The sequence below is a fragment of the Streptomyces sp. WM6386 genome (assembly GCF_000972385.1).
Taxonomy (GTDB): domain Bacteria; phylum Actinomycetota; class Actinomycetes; order Streptomycetales; family Streptomycetaceae; genus Streptomyces.
The window spans coordinates 1-16657 of the sequence record NZ_JXTE01000054.1 but is presented as its reverse complement, the minus strand read 5'-3'; the positions used below and the strand labels follow the sequence as shown (position 1 = coordinate 16657).

The window sequence follows — 16657 nt, the reverse complement described above, 5'->3', positions numbered from 1 at the left end:
ACTGTGTGCGTTCTGTGTGTCGATGTATTGACAAGTTCGCGGATGTGCGACGAAGTCGTTCAACGTCCGAGTTAGCGTGGCCAATCGGGACGGTCCGGGACGTCCCGCCGCTGGAAGACTGGACCGCGGTGTGGTGGGCGTGCAACGGTGCATGCCCACAGCCCCGATGCACCCGTGCGCCCCCACCCCGGGAACTGAGATCCTTAGCGGGCGCATCCCTGTGGGTAGCCAGACGGGGACTCGGCAGAGGGCACCACGCGCGGGGGAAACGCAGCAACAGCCAGCACGACCGGGGGGAAGAGGGGGGAAGCAATGCCTCGTTGGAGGGCCTTGCCCGATGAACTGGATCCGCAGGTCAGGGAGTTCGCCAGTCAGTTGCGGCGGCTCGTGGACCGCAGCGGACTGAGCGTCGCGGCGCTGGCCGACCGCACGGGCTACAGCAAGACGTCCTGGGAGCGTTATCTCAACGGCCGGCTGCTCGCGCCCAAGGGCGCGATCGTGGCGCTGGCCGAGGTCACCGGCACCAATCCCATTCATCTGACCACGATGTGGGAGCTCGCCGAGCGCGCCTGGAGCCGCTCCGAGATGCGCCACGACATGACCATGGAGGCCATCCGTATCTCCCAGGCGCGTGCCGCGCTGGGCGAGTTCGGAGCGCCTCCGGCGAACGCCAAGGGCAGCAAGACCGCCCGCAAGAGCACCAGCGCCACGGCGACCCCGGGGGTGGCCGGGCCCGCGGGCGTGGCCCCGACGGTGCCGCCGCAGCCGACGTCGCCCGAGGTCAGGGACTCGACGCCGGACGTCCGGGACGGCCCGAACTCCTGGGGGCTGGCCGGATACAACGGACCCTCGCCGTCGGGCGGACGCGCCCCGGAGAGCCCGGCCCGCCCGGTGCCGACGCCGTCCCCGTCCCCGAGTCCGTCGTACGGCGAACCCCCGCAGGGTCCCCGCCGCGCCGCGCCCACCGGTGGCGGAGGCAAGCGGCGGCTGACGATGTTCCTCGCGGGCGTCGTCGGGGTGCTCGTGGTGATAGGTGCCGCGTACTTCCTCACGAACGGCGACGACAAGAAGAAGAACGAGGGCTCGGGCGCCTCGCCCTCCCCGAGCGTCACCACCTCCGTCGACCTCCCGCCCGGCGTCGAGTGCAGCGGTGACTCCTGCACCGGCAAGGACGCGGAGAGCATGGGGTGCAGCGGGGACCTGGTGACCACCGCCCAGACCGCCACCGTCGGCACGACGGTCGTGGAGGTCCGCTACAGCAAGACCTGCGGTGCCGCGTGGGGCCGTATCACGCAGGCCGCGCAGGGCGACAAGGTCGCGGTGACCGTCGGCAAGACCGCGCAGACCGGCTCGATCAGCACGGCCGGGGACACCATCGCGTACACGCCGATGGTCGCGGTGAAGGACGCCGGCGACGCCACCGCCTGCGTGACGCTGGCGGCGGGGGAGAAGGGGTGCACCCAGTAGCCGCCGGGTAGTCGGCGAGGCTGGAAACAATTTCGGGGCCACAGGCATGGCCGGACGAATCGTGGGCACGCGAACGGTACCCCCACGGGAGTCCGGCCACGTCGGTACCCCCATACGGCGGCCGCCTTCGTCCCCCCTCTCCCGGACGGGCGGCCGCCTCTTTTTGTCACCGGGGCCGTTCTGTGGGGTGGGCCACAGGGACCCGGCGGTACGGGATCCCGGATGCGCGATAGCCTGACCGGTGGATCTCTTGATACCAAGAGATCGATCATTTGTACGTCCCACCCGGGCCCGGGGCAGTGCCGCCCCACCGCCAGCTGTCATACGGAGAACGCCATGACCCGCACTCCCGTGAACGTCACCGTCACCGGCGCGGCCGGCCAGATCGGTTACGCCCTGCTCTTCCGCATCGCCTCCGGCCAGCTGCTCGGCGCGGACGTGCCGGTCAAGCTGCGCCTCCTGGAGATCACCCCGGCGCTCAAGGCCGCCGAGGGCACCGCCATGGAGCTGGACGACTGCGCCTTCCCGCTGCTCCAGGGCATCGACATCACGGACGACCCGAACGTCGCCTTCGACGGCGCCAACGTAGCCCTCCTCGTAGGCGCCCGCCCGCGCACCAAGGGCATGGAGCGCGGCGACCTGCTCTCCGCCAACGGCGGCATCTTCAAGCCGCAGGGCAAGGCCATCAACGACAACGCCGCGGACGACATCAAGGTCCTCGTCGTCGGCAACCCGGCCAACACCAACGCCCTGATCGCCCAGGCCGCCGCGCCGGACGTGCCGGCCGAGCGCTTCACCGCGATGACCCGCCTCGACCACAACCGCGCGCTGACCCAGCTCGCGAAGAAGACGGGCACCACGGTCGCCGACATCAAGCGCCTGACCATCTGGGGCAACCACTCCGCCACCCAGTACCCGGACATCTTCCACGCGGAGATCGCCGGCAAGAACGCCGCCGAGGTCGTGAACGACGAGGCGTGGCTGGCCGACACCTTCATCCCGACCGTCGCCAAGCGCGGCGCCGCGATCATCGAGGCCCGTGGCGCGTCCTCCGCCGCGTCGGCCGCCAACGCCGCCATCGACCACGTCCACACCTGGGTCAACGGCACCGCGGACGGCGACTGGACCTCCATGGGCATCCCGTCGGACGGCTCCTACGGCGTCCCGGAGGGCCTGATCTCCTCCTTCCCGGTCACCACCAAGGACGGCAAGTACGAGATCGTCCAGGGTCTGGACATCAACGAGTTCTCCCGCGCCCGGATCGATGCCTCCGTCGCCGAGCTCGCGGAGGAGCGCGAGGCGGTCCGCGCCCTCGGCCTCATCTGAGCCGAACGTTCCGCGGAGGCCACCCGGCTTCTGTCACGAGCCTGCACGGGCCCTGTTCCGGTTTCTTCCGGAGCGGGGCCCGCGCCCGTTTTCACCGCTACCGTCAAGAACGTTACCCGCCAAGGTGATTCGGGGGGTTCGCGATGAGCGGATGGAACGGCTACAGCTCAGGCTCCGACGAGCATGAGCCGAGCGAGGACCGCGGCCAGGCGGCCTGGGGTGCGCAGGGGCAGGGCTCCTCGCCGCCATGGGCGTCGGCGGAGACGCAGACGTCACACGCCCCGCCGCCCTGGGCCTCGGCGCAGGCGCGGCCGGAGATGACCCCGCCGTGGGCCGCGCCCCCGCCGCAGACCGGCGGAACGCCGTATCCGCCGCCGCCCCCGACATATGTGCCGCTGCCTCCTCCGCCCGGCCCCCGCCGGCTGCTGGTGATCCTCACCGCGATGGCCGTGCTGGGTTCGGGCATCGGAGCGGGTGTCTGGTTCCTGACCCGTGACGGCTCGACGAGCCCCGGGGCCACCCCGGGAACGAGCGTCGCCGTCACGACCTCGCCCCCTTCGACCCCACCGGCGGAGATCACCACCCCTGCGTCCACGCCCCCGGTCTCGCCCCTGGAGTCCCCGCCGCCGACGCCCGCCACCGGCTACCGCAGCGTCGAGGACCCCGTCGGCTACACGCTCTTCGTCCCGGAGGACTGGATCCGCAGACAGAAGGAGGGCGAGAAGGCCCCGGTGGTCTACTACGACGCCCCCGCCGACGGCCGTCAGCTCCAGATCTTCCGGCTCTCCGAGGACAGCCCCGCCGACTCCCTGCGCCTGGCCGAGAACGACCCCGGCTACGGCTTCGCCCGCCAGCGCGGATACCAGGCGCTCGAACGCGACGAGGGCGAGACCTGGTCCGAGCTGACCTACCGCTACGACGACGAGGACAAGGGCGCGCGCCGGGTCGTCGACCACCGCTTCGAGGCGGCCGACGGAGAGTTCTACGCGATCCGGGCGAGCGGCCCCGAGACCACGTCCGCGGCACAGATCCGCGAACCGTTGACGGCGGCCCTGGGCTCGTTCTGCCCGGCGACGGGAACGTGCCTGTGAGCGGGTCAGGGGGCGGCGGGTAGGCGTTTCTCGAACCAGTGGCTGGCGTAGACGTGGTCGACGTACGCCGGGATCTCCGTGTATCCGCACGCCCGGTACATCGCCTGCGCCTCGGTGAGCGTGGCGTGCGTGTCGAGGCGTACGACACTCAACTCCCGCACCGACGCCGCCTGTTCGAGTGCCGCGAGGATGCGTCGGGCGAGTCCGAGCCGGCGGGCCTCCGGGTGCACCCACACATGGCGGACCTCCCCGACACCGGGCTCCAGGCGGCGCAGAGCCCCGCAGCCGACCGGCCGGCCCTCCTCGTAGGCGACGAAGAACGCCCCGGTGTCCCCGGAGACCTCCTCAGGCCGTACGAGGTCGGACTTGTCGAAGCCCTCCGGGAAGCGTGCGTCGATGTCGGCGGCGTAGGCGTCGAGGCAGGCGCGGGTGTCCGGGGCGTGGCCGTCGACGAGGTCGATTGTGATGGCGGCGAGGCGCAGCAGGCGGCGGGTGGTGGCCAGGGCGTCGGTCAGGTCGGCACGCTGGTCGGCGGTGAGGCCGGACAGCAGGCCCGCCGCGAGGGCGTCGGCCCGGCGGTTCTGCTCCTTGACCTCGGTGCGGCCGGCCGGGGTCGGCTCGATCCTGCGCAGCCGGTTGTCCTCGGGGTGCACGCTGATCCGGACCATGCCCTGGGCCTCCAGGGACTTCGCCATCCGGCTCAGATACCCGGCGTCCAGCCCGAGACGGCTTCTGAGCTCGCGCAGGGACGCGCCCTCGCCGATCTCGAACAGCAGCCGTGCCGCGCCGAGCGGGCGGTCCTGGCCGAGGTAGTGGTCGTCGAGCGCTCCGATGCGACGCGTGAAGTAGCGGTTGAACCGGCGCAGGGCCGCCACGTCGTCCGTCGGCACAGGCTCGGTGTGTCCTGGGTTCATATTCTTTGACTTTAGTCAAAGGTTTCCGTCGGGTCCATGGGTTCTCAGATGTTCTGCAGCTCCTCCTGCAGCTTGCCCACGTCGACCGACTCGTCCGCCGAGGGTGTCGTGGTCGGCACCGGCTTGTCGTAGTCCGTGAAGGTCAGCGTCGTGTTGGTGCCGTCGCCCCGCTGGACCGCCCTGACCAGCTGGTGCGGGGAGTCCGAAGTGACGTAGAGGACCGCCTTCTTGCCGTCCTCCGTGCCCGTCAGCGGGATCACCTTCGTGCCGTCGACGGTGGTCTCCTTCCCCTTCGTCAACGGGGTCTCCCCGGAACCGTCGTCGCCCTCGACGTCCTGCTGGAAGGAGGTCAGATCGCAGGTGTCGGCCAAGCCCTTGAGCATGGCGTCGTTCGTGGAGCCGTGGATGTAGCGGTTCTCGAAGAGCTCGGCCACCGCCTCGCCCTGGCTGCCCGGCACCTGGGCCTTCCAGAAGGTCCGGTCCGGTTTCATCCACACCTCGTCGCCCTGTTTGACGATCTCGACGCTGCCGCCGCCCGAGCCCATCCGCATCGACCCCACGCAGTTGCCGTCCTGGTCGAGGGTGAGATCCATCGACGTCGGCTGTGTCCTGCTGGTCGTCGCGCTCGCACCGCGGTCCGTCAGCCTCAAATGGACGGACTCGGCGTCGAGGAGATTGTCCTTCGCCTGGTCGGCCAGTTGCCGGGCGGTCAGATCGTCGCCGTCGTCCGCGGCGATCAGGACCGGTGAGAGCAGCAGCGCCGCCGTTGCGCAGATCAACGCTTTCCCTGCCATGCGTCACCTCCGTGAACCACTACTCAGCGTACGATTCACCCCTATTTGTCCGCATGTTCAGTGATGCGGCGCACTTTCAGGCATCGATTGCGCATGCAATGCCAGGGCGAGGGCAGGCGGTGACGGTCCCCGTGAGTGACACCCGTGTGACTCAGGGGAACTGAACAGGAACGGAAGGCAACAGCGATCATGGCCGGACAGCACGCGCGACAGGCGCGGCAGACGATCCACGCGGGCGGCGAGTGGCGCGAAGCCGCCTCCGGGGCGACCCGCGACATCCTCGACCCCGCGGACGCGCAGCCGTTCGCCGTCGTCGCCGAGGGTGACGAGAAGGACACCGACGTGGCCGTCGCCGCCGCACGGCAGGCCTTCGACCGCGGCGACTGGCCGCGCACCCCCGTCTCCGAGCGCGCCGCGCTGCTGTACCGCGTCGCCGATCTGCTGGTTCGCGATCGCGAGCGGCTCGGGCTGCTGGAGAGCCGGGACGCGGGCAAGACCCTCGAAGAGGGCCGCGTCGACATCGACTGTGTCGCCGACGCCTTCCGCTACTTCGCCGGCCTCGTCGCCGCCGAGTCCTCAGGCCGGGTCGTCGACGCGGGCTCGCCCGACATCCACAGTGTCGTGGTGCACGAGCCCATCGGCGTCTGCGCGCTGATCACGCCCTGGAACTACCCCCTGCTCCAGGCCAGTTGGAAGATCGCCCCCGCGCTCGCGGCCGGCAACACCTTCGTCGTCAAGCCGAGCGAGATCACCCCGCTGACGACGATCGCGCTGATCGAGCTGCTCGTCGAGGCGGGTCTCCCGGCCGGCGCCGCCAACATCGTCACCGGGCCCGGCCACTCGGTCGGCGCCCGGCTCGCCGAGCACCCCGACGTCGACCTCGTCTCCTTCACCGGAGGGCTGGCCAGCGGCACCAAGGTGGCACAGGCCGCGGCGCCGTCGGTCAAGAAGGTCGCCCTCGAACTCGGCGGCAAGAACCCCAACGTGGTCTTCGCCGACGCCTGCGCCTCGGAGGAGGGCTTCGACACCGCCGTCGACCAGGCCCTGAACGCCGCGTTCATCCACAGCGGCCAGGTCTGCTCGGCGGGCGGACGGCTCATCATCGAGGAGTCCGTCCGGGAGCGCTTCGTCGCCGAACTCGCCCTGCGGGCCGGGCGGATCCGGCTCGGGCGCGGCACGGACGACGGTGTCGAGTGCGGGCCGCTCGTCTCCGACCAGCAGCGCGCCAAGGTCGACGGGTATGTGGCCTCGGCGCTGGCGGAGGGCGCGGTGCTGCGGACCGGCGGAAAGCGGCCGGAGGGCCTGGGCGACGGCTACTTCTACGAACCGACCGTCCTGGACGCCTGCCACCGCGAGATGAAGGTCGTCCGCGAAGAGGTCTTCGGTCCGGTCCTCACCGTCGAGACCTTCCGCACCGAGGACGAGGCGGTCGCGCTCGCCAACGACACCGAGTACGGCCTCGCCGGCGCCGTCTGGACCACCGACGCCGGACGCGCCCGCAGGGTCGCGGGCCGGCTGCGCCACGGCACCGTCTGGATCAACGACTTCCACCCCTACCTCCCCCAGGCGGAGTGGGGCGGCTTCGGCAAGAGCGGAACGGGCCGCGAGCTGGGCCCGGCCGGGCTCGCCGAGTACCGCGAGACCAAGCACATCTACCAGAACCTCGCGCCGCGGCCCGTCCGCTGGTTCGCCGGCTGAAGCACCCGCTCACCGCACGTCCTTGGAGTAACCCCCCATGCACCAAAGCGAATACGACTATGTGATCGTCGGCGGTGGTACCGCCGGCTCCGTCATAGCCTCCCGCCTCACCGAGAACCCCGACGTCACCGTCGCCGTCATCGAGGGCGGCCCCAGCGACGTGGGCCGCGACGACGTCCTCACCCTGCGCCGCTGGATGGGCCTGCTCGGCGGCGACCTGGACTACGACTACCCGACGGTGAAGCAGCCACGCGGCAACTCCCACATCCGGCACAGCCGGGCCCGCGTCCTCGGCGGCTGCTCCTCCCACAACACGCTGATCGCCTTCAAGCCGCTGCCGTCCGACTTCGACGAGTGGGAGGCGAACGGCGCCAAGGGCTGGGGCGCGGTGCCCATGGAGGCGTACTACGCGCGCCTCCTCAACAACATCGTCCCGGTCGACGAGAAGGACCGGAACGCCATCGCCCGCGACTTCGTCGACGCGGCTCAGGCGGCCACGGGTGTCCCGCGCGTCGAGGGCTTCAACCGCAAGCCCTTCGACGACGGCGTCGGCTTCTTCGACCTCGCCTACCACCCCGAGAACAACAAGCGGTCCTCGGCGTCCGTGGCGTATCTGCACCCGGTGATGGACGAGCGCCCCAACCTGACGATCCTGCTGGAGACCTGGGCGTACAAGCTGGACCTGGACGGCACGCGCGCACAGGGCGTGCACGTGCGGGCCGCGGACGGCGAGGAGTCCGTCGTCCGGGCCCGTCGCGAGGTCGTGCTGTGCGCGGGCGCCGTCGACTCGCCGCGCCTGCTGCTGCACTCCGGCATCGGCCCCCGCGAGGACCTCGAAGCGCTCGGCATCCCCGTCGTCCAGGACCTGCCCGGCGTCGGCGAGAACCTGCTCGACCACCCCGAGTCGGTGATCGTCTGGGAGACCCACGGGCCCATCCCGGAGAACTCCGCGATGGACTCCGACGCGGGCCTGTTCGTCCGCCGCGACCCCGACCACGCGGGCCCGGACCTGATGTTCCACTTCTACCAGGTCCCCTTCACGGACAACCCGGAGCGACTGGGCTACGAACGGCCCTCGTACGGCGTCTCGATGACCCCGAACATCCCCAAGCCCAAGAGCCGCGGACGCCTGTACCTGACCAGCGCCGACCCCTCCGAGAAGCCCGCCCTCGACTTCCGCTACTTCACCGACGAGGACGACTACGACGGCCGCACGCTGGTCGACGGCATCCGCATCGCCCGTGAGATCGCCCGGACCGAGCCGCTGGCGGGCTGGCTCAAGCGCGAGGTGTGCCCGGGCCCGTCCGTCACCGGTGACGAGGAGCTCAGCGAGTACGCCCGCAAGGTCGCCCACACCGTGTACCACCCGGCGGGAACGTGCCGAATGGGCGCCGCCGACGACGAACTGGCCGTGGTGGACCCGGAGTTGAGGATCCGCGGCCTGGACGGCATCCGGATCGCGGATGCCTCGGTCTTCCCGACGATGACCGCCGTGAACCCGATGATCGGAGTGCTGATGGTCGGCGAGCGGGCCGTGGACCTGATCGGAGGTGGTGCGTGATGAGTACGAGTACCGCTGAGGCGAACCCGGTGTTCTCCGTCGACGGCCTGTGGAAGGTCTTCGGCCCCAAGGCGGACCGGATCCCCGCGGACCCGGAGCTCCTGGGGCTGGCCCCCGCCGAACTCCGCGCCCGCACCGGCTGCACGGCCGCCGTCCAGGACGTCTCCTTCGACGTCCGCAAGGGCGAGGTCTTCGTGGTGATGGGGCTTTCGGGTTCCGGCAAGTCCACGCTGGTCCGCTGTCTGACCCGCCTCATCGAACCGACGGCCGGCACGATCGCCATCGACGGCGAGGACGTCCGCGCCATGGACAAGGCCCGCCTGCGCGAACTGCGCCGCCACCGCGCCGCGATGGTCTTCCAGCACTTCGGCCTGCTCCCGCACCGCACGGTCCTCGACAACGTGGCGTACGGCCTGGAGATCCAGGGCGTCGGCAAGGCGGAGCGCCGGGCGCGGGCGGCGGAGGTCGTGGCCAAGGTCGGCCTGGAGGGAATGGAACAGCGCAGGCCGAGCCAGCTCTCGGGCGGCCAGCAGCAACGCGTCGGGCTGGCCCGCGCTCTCGCCGCCGACCCCGAGGTCCTGCTGTTCGACGAGCCGTTCAGCGCCCTCGACCCCCTGATCCGCCGGGACATGCAGGAGGAGGTCGTCCGCCTCCACCGCGAGGAGGGGCGCACGATGGTCTTCATCACGCACGACCTGAACGAGGCGCTGAAGCTGGGCGACCGCATCGCGTTGATGCGCGACGGCCGCGTCGTCCAGCTCGGCACCCCGGAGGAGATCGTGGGTTCACCGGCCGACGACTACGTCCGCGAGTTCGTCCGTGACGTGCCGCGCGAGCAGGTGATGACGGTCCGTACGGCGATGAGGGCCGCATCGGCCGCGGAGCAGGGCAACGGCCCGGCCGTCGCGCCGGACGCCACGGTCTCGGAGGCCATCGAGGCGGTCGCCCGGGCAGGGGCTCCGGCCCGGGTGGTCGACGAGGGCCGGTGTGTCGGGGTGGTGGACTCGGACGCACTGCTCGGGGTGGTGGCCGGGACCGCCAAGGAGGCGGTCTGATGGCCACGGTCACCGCTCCCGTCCCCCGTACGATCCCCGCCGTCTTCCGGCACCGTGCCGTCCACAAGCTCGTGCTGATCGCCGCGGTCGCCGCGATCCTCGTCCCGCTGGCGAACGCCCGCTGGGCGAGCGGCACCTGGCCCGACGCCCTCACCATCGACCTCTCCGACCCGCTGACCAGGGCCAGCGACTGGATCGTCGACAACCGGGACAGCCACCCCCTGTTCCTCTACTTCTTCGGCCACGTCAGCAACGCGGTCGTCCTCGGCGTCCGTGCCGTCTACCTGGTGCTGCTGGCAGCGGGCTGGGCCGGCGTCACAGCGATCGGCGCCCTCGTCGCCTGGCGGGTCGCCGGCATCAGGCTCGCCCTCGGTAGCGCCGCCGCGTTCCTCGCCTGCGGTCTGCTCGGCATGTGGGTGCCGACGATGCAGACCCTCGCCCTGATGGTCGTGGCCGTCCTCGCGTCGGTCGTCGTCGGCGCGTTCCTCGGACTCGCCGCCGGCCTCTCCGACCGCATGGACCGCGCCCTGCGCCCGGTCCTGGACACCATGCAGGTGCTCCCTGCGTACGCCTATCTCCTTCCCGTCGTCATGGTCTTCGGCATGGGCGTCCCCGCGGCCGTCCTCGCCACCGTCGTCTACGCCGCCCCGCCCATGGCCCGCCTCACCGCCCTCGGCCTGCGCGGCGCCGACAAGGAGGTCCTGGAAGCGGTCGACTCGCTCGGCGCCACCGCACGGCAACGCCTGCTGACCGCCCGTATCCCGCTGGCCCGCAGGGAACTCCTCCTCGGCCTCAACCAGACGATCATGATGGCCCTGTCGATGGCGGTCATCGCGTCGGTCATCGGCGCCGGCGGCCTCGGTGACCGCGTCTACCAGGCGCTCGCGTCGGTCGACGTCGGTGCGGCGCTGGCGGCGGGCATCCCGATCGTGCTCCTCGCCGTCGTACTGGACCGGGTGACAGCCGCTGCCGGAGACGGGACCGAGAGCTCCGGCCGCAGGGGATGGGCGTACGCCTTCGTCGCCGCCCTCGCCGTAGCCGTGGCCGGACGTCTTATGGGCCGCCTCGACTGGCCCGACGCCTGGGTCGTCCAGATCGCCCAGCCCGTCAACCGCGCCGTCGACTGGATGACCGCCCACCTCTACTCCGGTGTCCCCGTAGTCGGCGGCACCGCCGACTGGGCCGCCCACTTCACCACCTGGGTCCTGAACCCGCTCCGGGACGGTCTGCAGTGGCTGCCCTGGTGGTCGGTGCTGCTCGTGGTCGCCACCCTGGCCTGGCTGATCGGCACCTGGCGCACCGCGCTCACCGCGGTCCTCGCCATGGCCGCGATCGGCGTGCTGGGCGTGTGGGAGCCGTCCCTGGACACCCTCTCCCAGGTCCTCGCCGCCGTCGCCGTCACGCTCGTCATCGGCTTCGCGACCGGCATCGCGGCTGCACGCAGCGACCGCGTCGAACGGCTGCTCCGGCCCGTCCTGGACGTCTTCCAGACGATGCCGCAGTTCGTGTACCTGATCCCGGTGGTGGCCCTCTTCGGCGTGGGCCGCGCACCCGCGGTCGCCGCGGCCGTCGTCTACGCGCTGCCCGCCGTCGTCCGCATCACCACGCAGGGGCTGCGGCAGGTCGACCCGGCCGCGCTGGAGTCCTCGAGCTCGCTCGGCGCGACCGCCTGGCAGCAACTCCGCCAGGTCCAACTCCCGCTCGCCCGCCCGGCGTTGCTGCTCGCCGTCAACCAGGGCGTGGTCCTGGTCCTCGCCGTCGTCATCATCGGCGGCCTGGTCGGTGGCGGAGCGCTCGGCTACGACGCCGTCTTCGGCCTCGCCCAGGGCGATCTGGCGACCGGACTGGTGGCCGGCGCGGCCATCGTCTGCCTCGGCCTGATGCTCGACCGGGTGACCCAGCCGACGGAACGCCGCACGAAGAAGGGAGCGTGACATGCGCGTACATACGACCGCCGTAGTGGCCGGTGCCGCTTCCCTGCTGTTGCTGACCGGCTGCGGTGCCGCCGACATGACCCAGCAGGCCTCGCCCTTCGCCAACGCGCAGGGCGCCAGGACCGTGACCCTGTCCGTGCAGTCCTGGGTGGGCGCGCAGGCCAACGTGGCCGTCGCGCAGTACCTGTTGGAGCACGAGCTCGGCTACCGCGTCGACACCGTGCAGGTCGACGAGGTCCCCGCCTGGGACGCGCTCAGCCAGGGCCGGGTCGACGCGATCATGGAGGACTGGGGCCACCCCGAGCAGGAACAGCGCTACGTCCAGGACAAGAAGACGATCGTCAACGGCGGCGGCCTCGGCGTGACCGGACACATCGGCTGGTACGTCCCGACGTACTTCGCCAAGGCGCACCCGGACGTCACCGACTGGAAGAACCTGAACAAGTACGCCGCGCAGATGCGCACCGCGGAGAGCGGCGGCAAGGGCCAGCTGATGGACGGCTCGCCCTCCTACGTCACCAACGACAAGGCGCTGGTGAACAACCTGAAGCTGGACTACCAGGTCGTGTTCGCCGGTTCCGAGGCCGCGCAGATCACCCAGATCAAACAGTTCGCCAAGGAGAAGAAGCCCTTCCTCACCTACTGGTACTCACCGCAGTGGCTCTTCGAGAAGGTCCCCATGACCGAGGTGAAGCTCCCCGCCTACAAGGAGGGCTGCGACGCCGACCCGGAGAAGGTCACCTGCGCCTATCCGCACACCCCGCTGCAGAAGTACCTCAACTCCGACTTCGCCCGGAGCGGCGGCAAGGCGGCGGCCTTCCTGAAGAAGTTCAAGTGGACGACCGAGGACCAGAACGAGGTCTCCCTGATGATCGCCGACCAGAAACTGACACCCGAGGAGGCGGCGAAGAAGTGGGTGGCCGGCCATGCGTCCACCTGGCGGGAATGGATCGAGTAAGAAGATCCACTGGGAATGGTGGTGAAGCGCCCCCTTACGGGTGAAAGCGACTTTGTCGCTCCCCGCGCCGTCTGGTGGGCTGAGGCGCATGAAGAAGATCACGCATCTCACCCTGGCGGCGCTCACCACCCTCTCCCTCGTCGGACTGGCCGCGCCGTCCGCGGACGCCGCCACCAAGTGGAGCTGCAGCGGCAAGCTGACGGCGCGGTGCATCACCAAGTCGGGTACCAAGGCCAAGGTCAAGTTCTCGAACACGACCTCCAGGTCGGCCAAGGGCATGTTCGGCATCACGTGCTACGGCCCCGACGGCCAGAACGCCAAGGTCTACAAGGACGGCACGATCCCCGGCTACGACACCTTCACCACGCCGTGGCGCCAGTGCCCGAAGGGCCTGCGCACCGGCGCCTACGGCTGGCAGATGAGCAACGGCAAGGTCTACTACACGGAGTCGCTCACCTTCTAGCAGCCGGGCGCGTCAGGGGCGTCGGTCGCGTCGGGGGTGCCCCCACCCGGTCACCTCATCTCCGCCGCCAGCTCCGCGAGGATCTCGGACGACCGCCGCTGCAGGCCCGGCCCGAACGTGACCCGGGTGGCGCCCCGCTCGCCGAGTCCGGCGGGGGAGAGCCCGCTGCCGACCAGCGCGATCACGTTGATCGGTCCGTGGATCCCGGCCCGCAGCAAGGGCAGCACCTTCGCCGGGGCGCCGATCGGATACACGCAGTCGGCACCCGCCGCGGTGTACAACGCCGCCCGCTCGATGGTCGGTTCGGGATCCTCGACCCCGCGCACGAACGTATCGATCCGGGCGTTGACGAACAGCTCGTCCCCGGCCGCGTACCGCACCTCGGCGAGCCACTCGGCGTGCTGGTGCGGGTCCTTGAGGACACCCCCGTTGGAGTCCTCAAGGTTGCAGCCCACCGCACCCGCCTCCAGCAGCCGCTCCACCAGCTCCTTCGGAGCCATCCCGTAACCGCCCTCGACATCAGCGGACACCGGAACGTCCACGGCCCGGGTGATCCGCGCGACCACCGCGAACATCTCGTCGGCCGGCGTCGCCCCGTCCTCGTATCCGAGGGCGGCGGCGACCCCCGCGCTGGGCGTCGCGAGCGCCGGATAGCCGGCTGTGACGAAGACGCGGGCGCTGGCCGCGTCCCAGGGACCCGGCAGGACGAGCGGATCGTCCTGTGCCGGGCGGCGGTGCAGCTTGCGGAAGATCTCGACCTTGCTCATGGTGTGTGGCCTTCCGGCGGGACACGGCGGCTCACCATCACCCGGTTCCAGTTGTTGATGGCGACGATCAGACCTGTGAGATGGGCGAGCCCGCTGTCGTCGAAGTGCTTGGCGGCCCGCTCGTACACCTCGTCCGGCACGAACCCTCCCCCAGAGCCGAAAGCCTGGGAGGTGCCCCCAGTGAGGACGGTCACCGCCTCCGTCAGCGCCAGCGCGGCACGCTCCCGCTCGTCGTAGACGTCCCCGGCCTCCTCCCACGCCGCCAACAGATCCAACTTGCGCTCGCTCACCCCGTGTTCACGAGCGATCCGCAGATGCATGTCGAGACAGAACGCGCAGTGGTTGAGCTGCGAGGCCCGGATCACCACCAGCTCGGCCAGCGCGGGGTCCCCGAGCCCCTTCTTCGCGGCGGCGCTGAGCGCGGACATGGCCTGCCCGACGGCCGGGTCCAACAGCCGTGTACGCCCCGTCACTTGTTCCCCGGCTGGTAGTGCCCCGGAACCAGCCGACAGGTCACCCCGAAACGGTTCCACGCGTTGATGACGGCGATCGCCGCGATCAGCTGCGCCAGCTCGGCCTCCGTGAAGTGCTCGGCGGCCCGCTCGTACACCTCGTCCGGCACGAACCCGTCCGTCAAAACGGTCACCGCCTCCGTCAGCGCCAGCGCGGCGAGCTCCTGCTCGGTGTAGAAGTGCTCCGACTCCTCCCACGCGCTCAGCTGGACGATCCGCTCGACGCTCTCGCCCGCCGCGAACGCCTCCTTGCTGTGCATGTCGACGCAGAGCGCGCAGTGGTTGATCTGGGAGGCGCGGACCTTCACCAGCTCCAGCAGCTTCGGATCCAGACCCTTCCGTGCGGCGGCATCGAGTCGGACCATCGCCTTGAAGACCTCGGGAGCCTGCTCGGCCCAGTTCAGTCGGGGGGTGTGTTGAGGGGCGTACTCCACGGTCGTAGGACTGTCGTCGGTGTGCGTCGTCATAATGTCGACACTAGGTGTGAGGCTGCCCACGGGTATGGTCCATTTCCATGCCGAAAACCTGGGCCACTCTGGGCGTCGACCTTCACCTGGAACCCACCGGTCCCGGCCTGCGCCGCGGCCTGACCGACGCCCTGCGCGAGGCCGTCCGCACCGGCCGTCTCGCTCAGGGCACCCGTCTGCCCTCCTCCCGCTCCCTCGCCGCCGACCTCGGCATCGCCCGCAACACGGTCGCCGACGCCTACACCGACCTGGTCGCCGAAGGCTGGCTCACCTCGAAACAGGGCTCCGGCACCCGGGTGGCGGACCGCGCGGTGATCCCGCCGTCGGGCACGGGACCCGGCCGTCGCGCAGCACAGCGCCCCGCCCACGACTTCCGCCCCGGCACCCCCGACCTCACCGCCTTCCCACGCAACGAGTGGCTCAAGGCCACCCGCCGCGCCTTCCTCGCGGCCCCCCACCACGCCCTCGGCTACGGCGACCCGCGCGGCAGCGTCGAACTGCGCACCGCCCTCGCCGGCTACCTCGCCCGCGTGCGAGGCGTACACACGGACCCCGACCGCATCCTCATCACCGCGGGCTGCGCCCACGGCCTCCGTGTCCTCGGCACGGTCCTGAGGGCACGCGGCGTCCGGTCGGTCGCGGTGGAGTCCTACGGCCTGGACGTGCACTGGAACCAGCTGACGGCGGCGGACCTGCGCGCCGAGGCGCTCCCCTACGACGAACTGGGCACGAACCCGGGCAGGTTGGCCGGTGCCGGTGCCGTCCTCCTCACCCCCGCCCACCAGTTCCCGATGGGCGTACCCCTGCACCGGGACCGGCGGACCGCGGTCGTCGACTGGGCCCGGCGCACCGGGGGCCTGGTCCTGGAGGACGACTACGACGGGGAGTTCCGCTACGACCGCCAGCCGGTCGGCGCACTCCAGGGACTGGACCCGGACCACGTCGTCTACCTCGGCACGGCCAGCAAGTCCCTGGCCCCCGGCCTCCGACTGGCCTGGATGGTCCTCCCACAGGGATGGGTGGAGGCGGCCGCGGAGGCGAAGGGCAAGGTCGACACCTGCGGAGTAATGGACCAGCTGACCCTGGCCGAGTTCATCGCCTCCGGCGCCTACGACCGCCACGTCCGCGCCTCCCGCCTGCGCTACCGACGCCGCCGAGACGCCCTGGTCGCGGCCCTGGCCCTGCACGCCCCCGACGTCCACGTCACCGGCATCGCCGCCGGTCTCCACGCCGTCCTCCGCCTCCCGCCCGGCACCGAACAGTCCGTCGTCCAGTCCGCCGCCTGGCAGGGCGTCGCCCTCCACGGCCTGTCCTACTTCCGCCACCCGGAGGCGGTGGCAGAGCGGCTGGACGCCCTGGTGGTGGGGTACGGGGCACCGTCGGACCGGGCGTGGGCGGGGGCGTTGGAGGCGCTGTGCAGGGTTATGCCATAGCCGCGACCTTCAGCCCTCGACCTTCAGCCCTCGACCTTCAGCCCTCGGTCGTCAGCCCGCCCGGCACGACGGGAGCGAAAATCCGGCCCACCACAACCACGACGAACCGTCACACGCCGACCGGTTCTTCCTCAGCCGGTGCCTCCCCGAACCGCGCCAGTCCCAACGCCCCCACCACGGCCACCAGGAACCCCAACACCGCCAGCCATCCCAACCC

The 16657-nt window shown here is 70.9% G+C and carries 15 protein-coding genes; 10 read left to right on the top strand and 5 right to left on the bottom strand.

Features of this window, described 5'->3' with window-relative positions:
• The first annotated feature begins 312 nt into the window (after positions 1–312).
• From TN53_RS28425 to TN53_RS28415, 3 genes are all read left to right on the top strand, one after another.
• Complete coding sequence (locus tag TN53_RS28425) at positions 313–1467, top strand: helix-turn-helix domain-containing protein (RefSeq protein ID WP_095046785.1); 1155 nt, start codon at positions 313–315, stop codon at positions 1465–1467.
• Between the two features lie 336 nt (positions 1468–1803).
• Complete coding sequence (locus TN53_RS28420) at positions 1804–2793, top strand: malate dehydrogenase (protein ID WP_046261549.1); 990 nt, start codon at positions 1804–1806, stop codon at positions 2791–2793.
• A 143-nt stretch (positions 2794–2936) separates the two neighbouring features.
• Entirely contained in the window at positions 2937–3884 is a 948-nt protein-coding gene (locus TN53_RS28415; protein WP_046261548.1) for a hypothetical protein, read from the top strand.
• Positions 3885–3889: 5 nt separating this feature from the next.
• On the opposite strand, the gene TN53_RS28410 is transcribed toward TN53_RS28415, so the two are convergent.
• Positions 3890–4798 carry a bifunctional helix-turn-helix transcriptional regulator/GNAT family N-acetyltransferase gene (locus TN53_RS28410; RefSeq protein WP_046261547.1) on the bottom strand — a complete coding sequence of 303 codons (909 nt, stop codon included), beginning with the start codon at positions 4796–4798 and terminating at the stop codon, positions 3890–3892.
• Positions 4799–4842: 44 nt separating this feature from the next.
• A complete protein-coding gene (locus tag TN53_RS28405; RefSeq protein WP_046261546.1) occupies positions 4843–5592 on the bottom strand; it encodes an LppX_LprAFG lipoprotein in 750 nt (249 codons plus the stop codon).
• A gap of 189 nt (positions 5593–5781) precedes the next feature.
• Here TN53_RS28405 and TN53_RS28400 point away from each other — a divergent pair, with 189 nt between their 5' ends.
• The 6 genes from TN53_RS28400 (at position 5782) to TN53_RS28375 (ending at position 13261) form a co-directional block, all read left to right on the top strand.
• Positions 5782–7290, top strand: coding sequence for an aldehyde dehydrogenase family protein (locus TN53_RS28400; RefSeq protein ID WP_046261545.1), 1509 nt, complete (start codon positions 5782–5784; stop codon positions 7288–7290).
• A gap of 37 nt (positions 7291–7327) precedes the next feature.
• Positions 7328–8851: a GMC family oxidoreductase gene (locus TN53_RS28395; RefSeq protein WP_046261544.1), complete on the top strand. Its 1524-nt coding sequence runs from the start codon at positions 7328–7330 to the stop codon at positions 8849–8851.
• Positions 8851–9906 (top strand): quaternary amine ABC transporter ATP-binding protein, encoded by a 1056-nt coding sequence (locus TN53_RS28390; protein WP_046261543.1) that lies wholly within the window; start codon positions 8851–8853, stop codon positions 9904–9906. Before TN53_RS28395 ends, TN53_RS28390 begins: the two co-directional genes overlap by 1 nt.
• Complete coding sequence (locus tag TN53_RS28385) at positions 9906–11840, top strand: ABC transporter permease (RefSeq protein WP_046261542.1); 1935 nt, start codon at positions 9906–9908, stop codon at positions 11838–11840. The genes TN53_RS28390 and TN53_RS28385 overlap by 1 nt, the downstream gene beginning before the upstream one ends.
• 1 nt (position 11841) lies before the next feature.
• Complete coding sequence (locus TN53_RS28380) at positions 11842–12798, top strand: ABC transporter substrate-binding protein (RefSeq protein ID WP_046261541.1); 957 nt, start codon at positions 11842–11844, stop codon at positions 12796–12798.
• Positions 12799–12886: 88 nt separating this feature from the next.
• On the top strand, positions 12887–13261 hold the full coding sequence (locus TN53_RS28375; protein ID WP_046261540.1) for a hypothetical protein: 375 nt from the start codon (positions 12887–12889) through the stop codon (positions 13259–13261).
• A gap of 50 nt (positions 13262–13311) precedes the next feature.
• Here TN53_RS28375 and TN53_RS28370 read toward each other — a convergent pair whose 3' ends face one another.
• The 3 genes from TN53_RS28370 to TN53_RS28360 are packed head-to-tail and all read right to left on the bottom strand — an operon-like array spanning position 13312 to position 15007.
• Positions 13312–14028 (bottom strand): isocitrate lyase/PEP mutase family protein, encoded by a 717-nt coding sequence (locus tag TN53_RS28370; protein ID WP_046261539.1) that lies wholly within the window; start codon positions 14026–14028, stop codon positions 13312–13314.
• Entirely contained in the window at positions 14025–14501 is a 477-nt protein-coding gene (locus TN53_RS28365) for a carboxymuconolactone decarboxylase family protein (RefSeq protein ID WP_046261538.1), read from the bottom strand. Before TN53_RS28365 ends, TN53_RS28370 begins: the two co-directional genes overlap by 4 nt.
• Complete coding sequence (locus TN53_RS28360) at positions 14498–15007, bottom strand: carboxymuconolactone decarboxylase family protein (protein WP_046261537.1); 510 nt, start codon at positions 15005–15007, stop codon at positions 14498–14500. Before TN53_RS28360 ends, TN53_RS28365 begins: the two co-directional genes overlap by 4 nt.
• Before the next feature lie 47 nt (positions 15008–15054).
• Between TN53_RS28360 and TN53_RS28355 the strand changes: the two genes are divergently transcribed.
• A complete protein-coding gene (locus tag TN53_RS28355) occupies positions 15055–16440 on the top strand; it encodes a PLP-dependent aminotransferase family protein (RefSeq protein WP_046261536.1) in 1386 nt (461 codons plus the stop codon).
• The last annotated feature ends 217 nt before the right edge of the window (positions 16441–16657 follow it).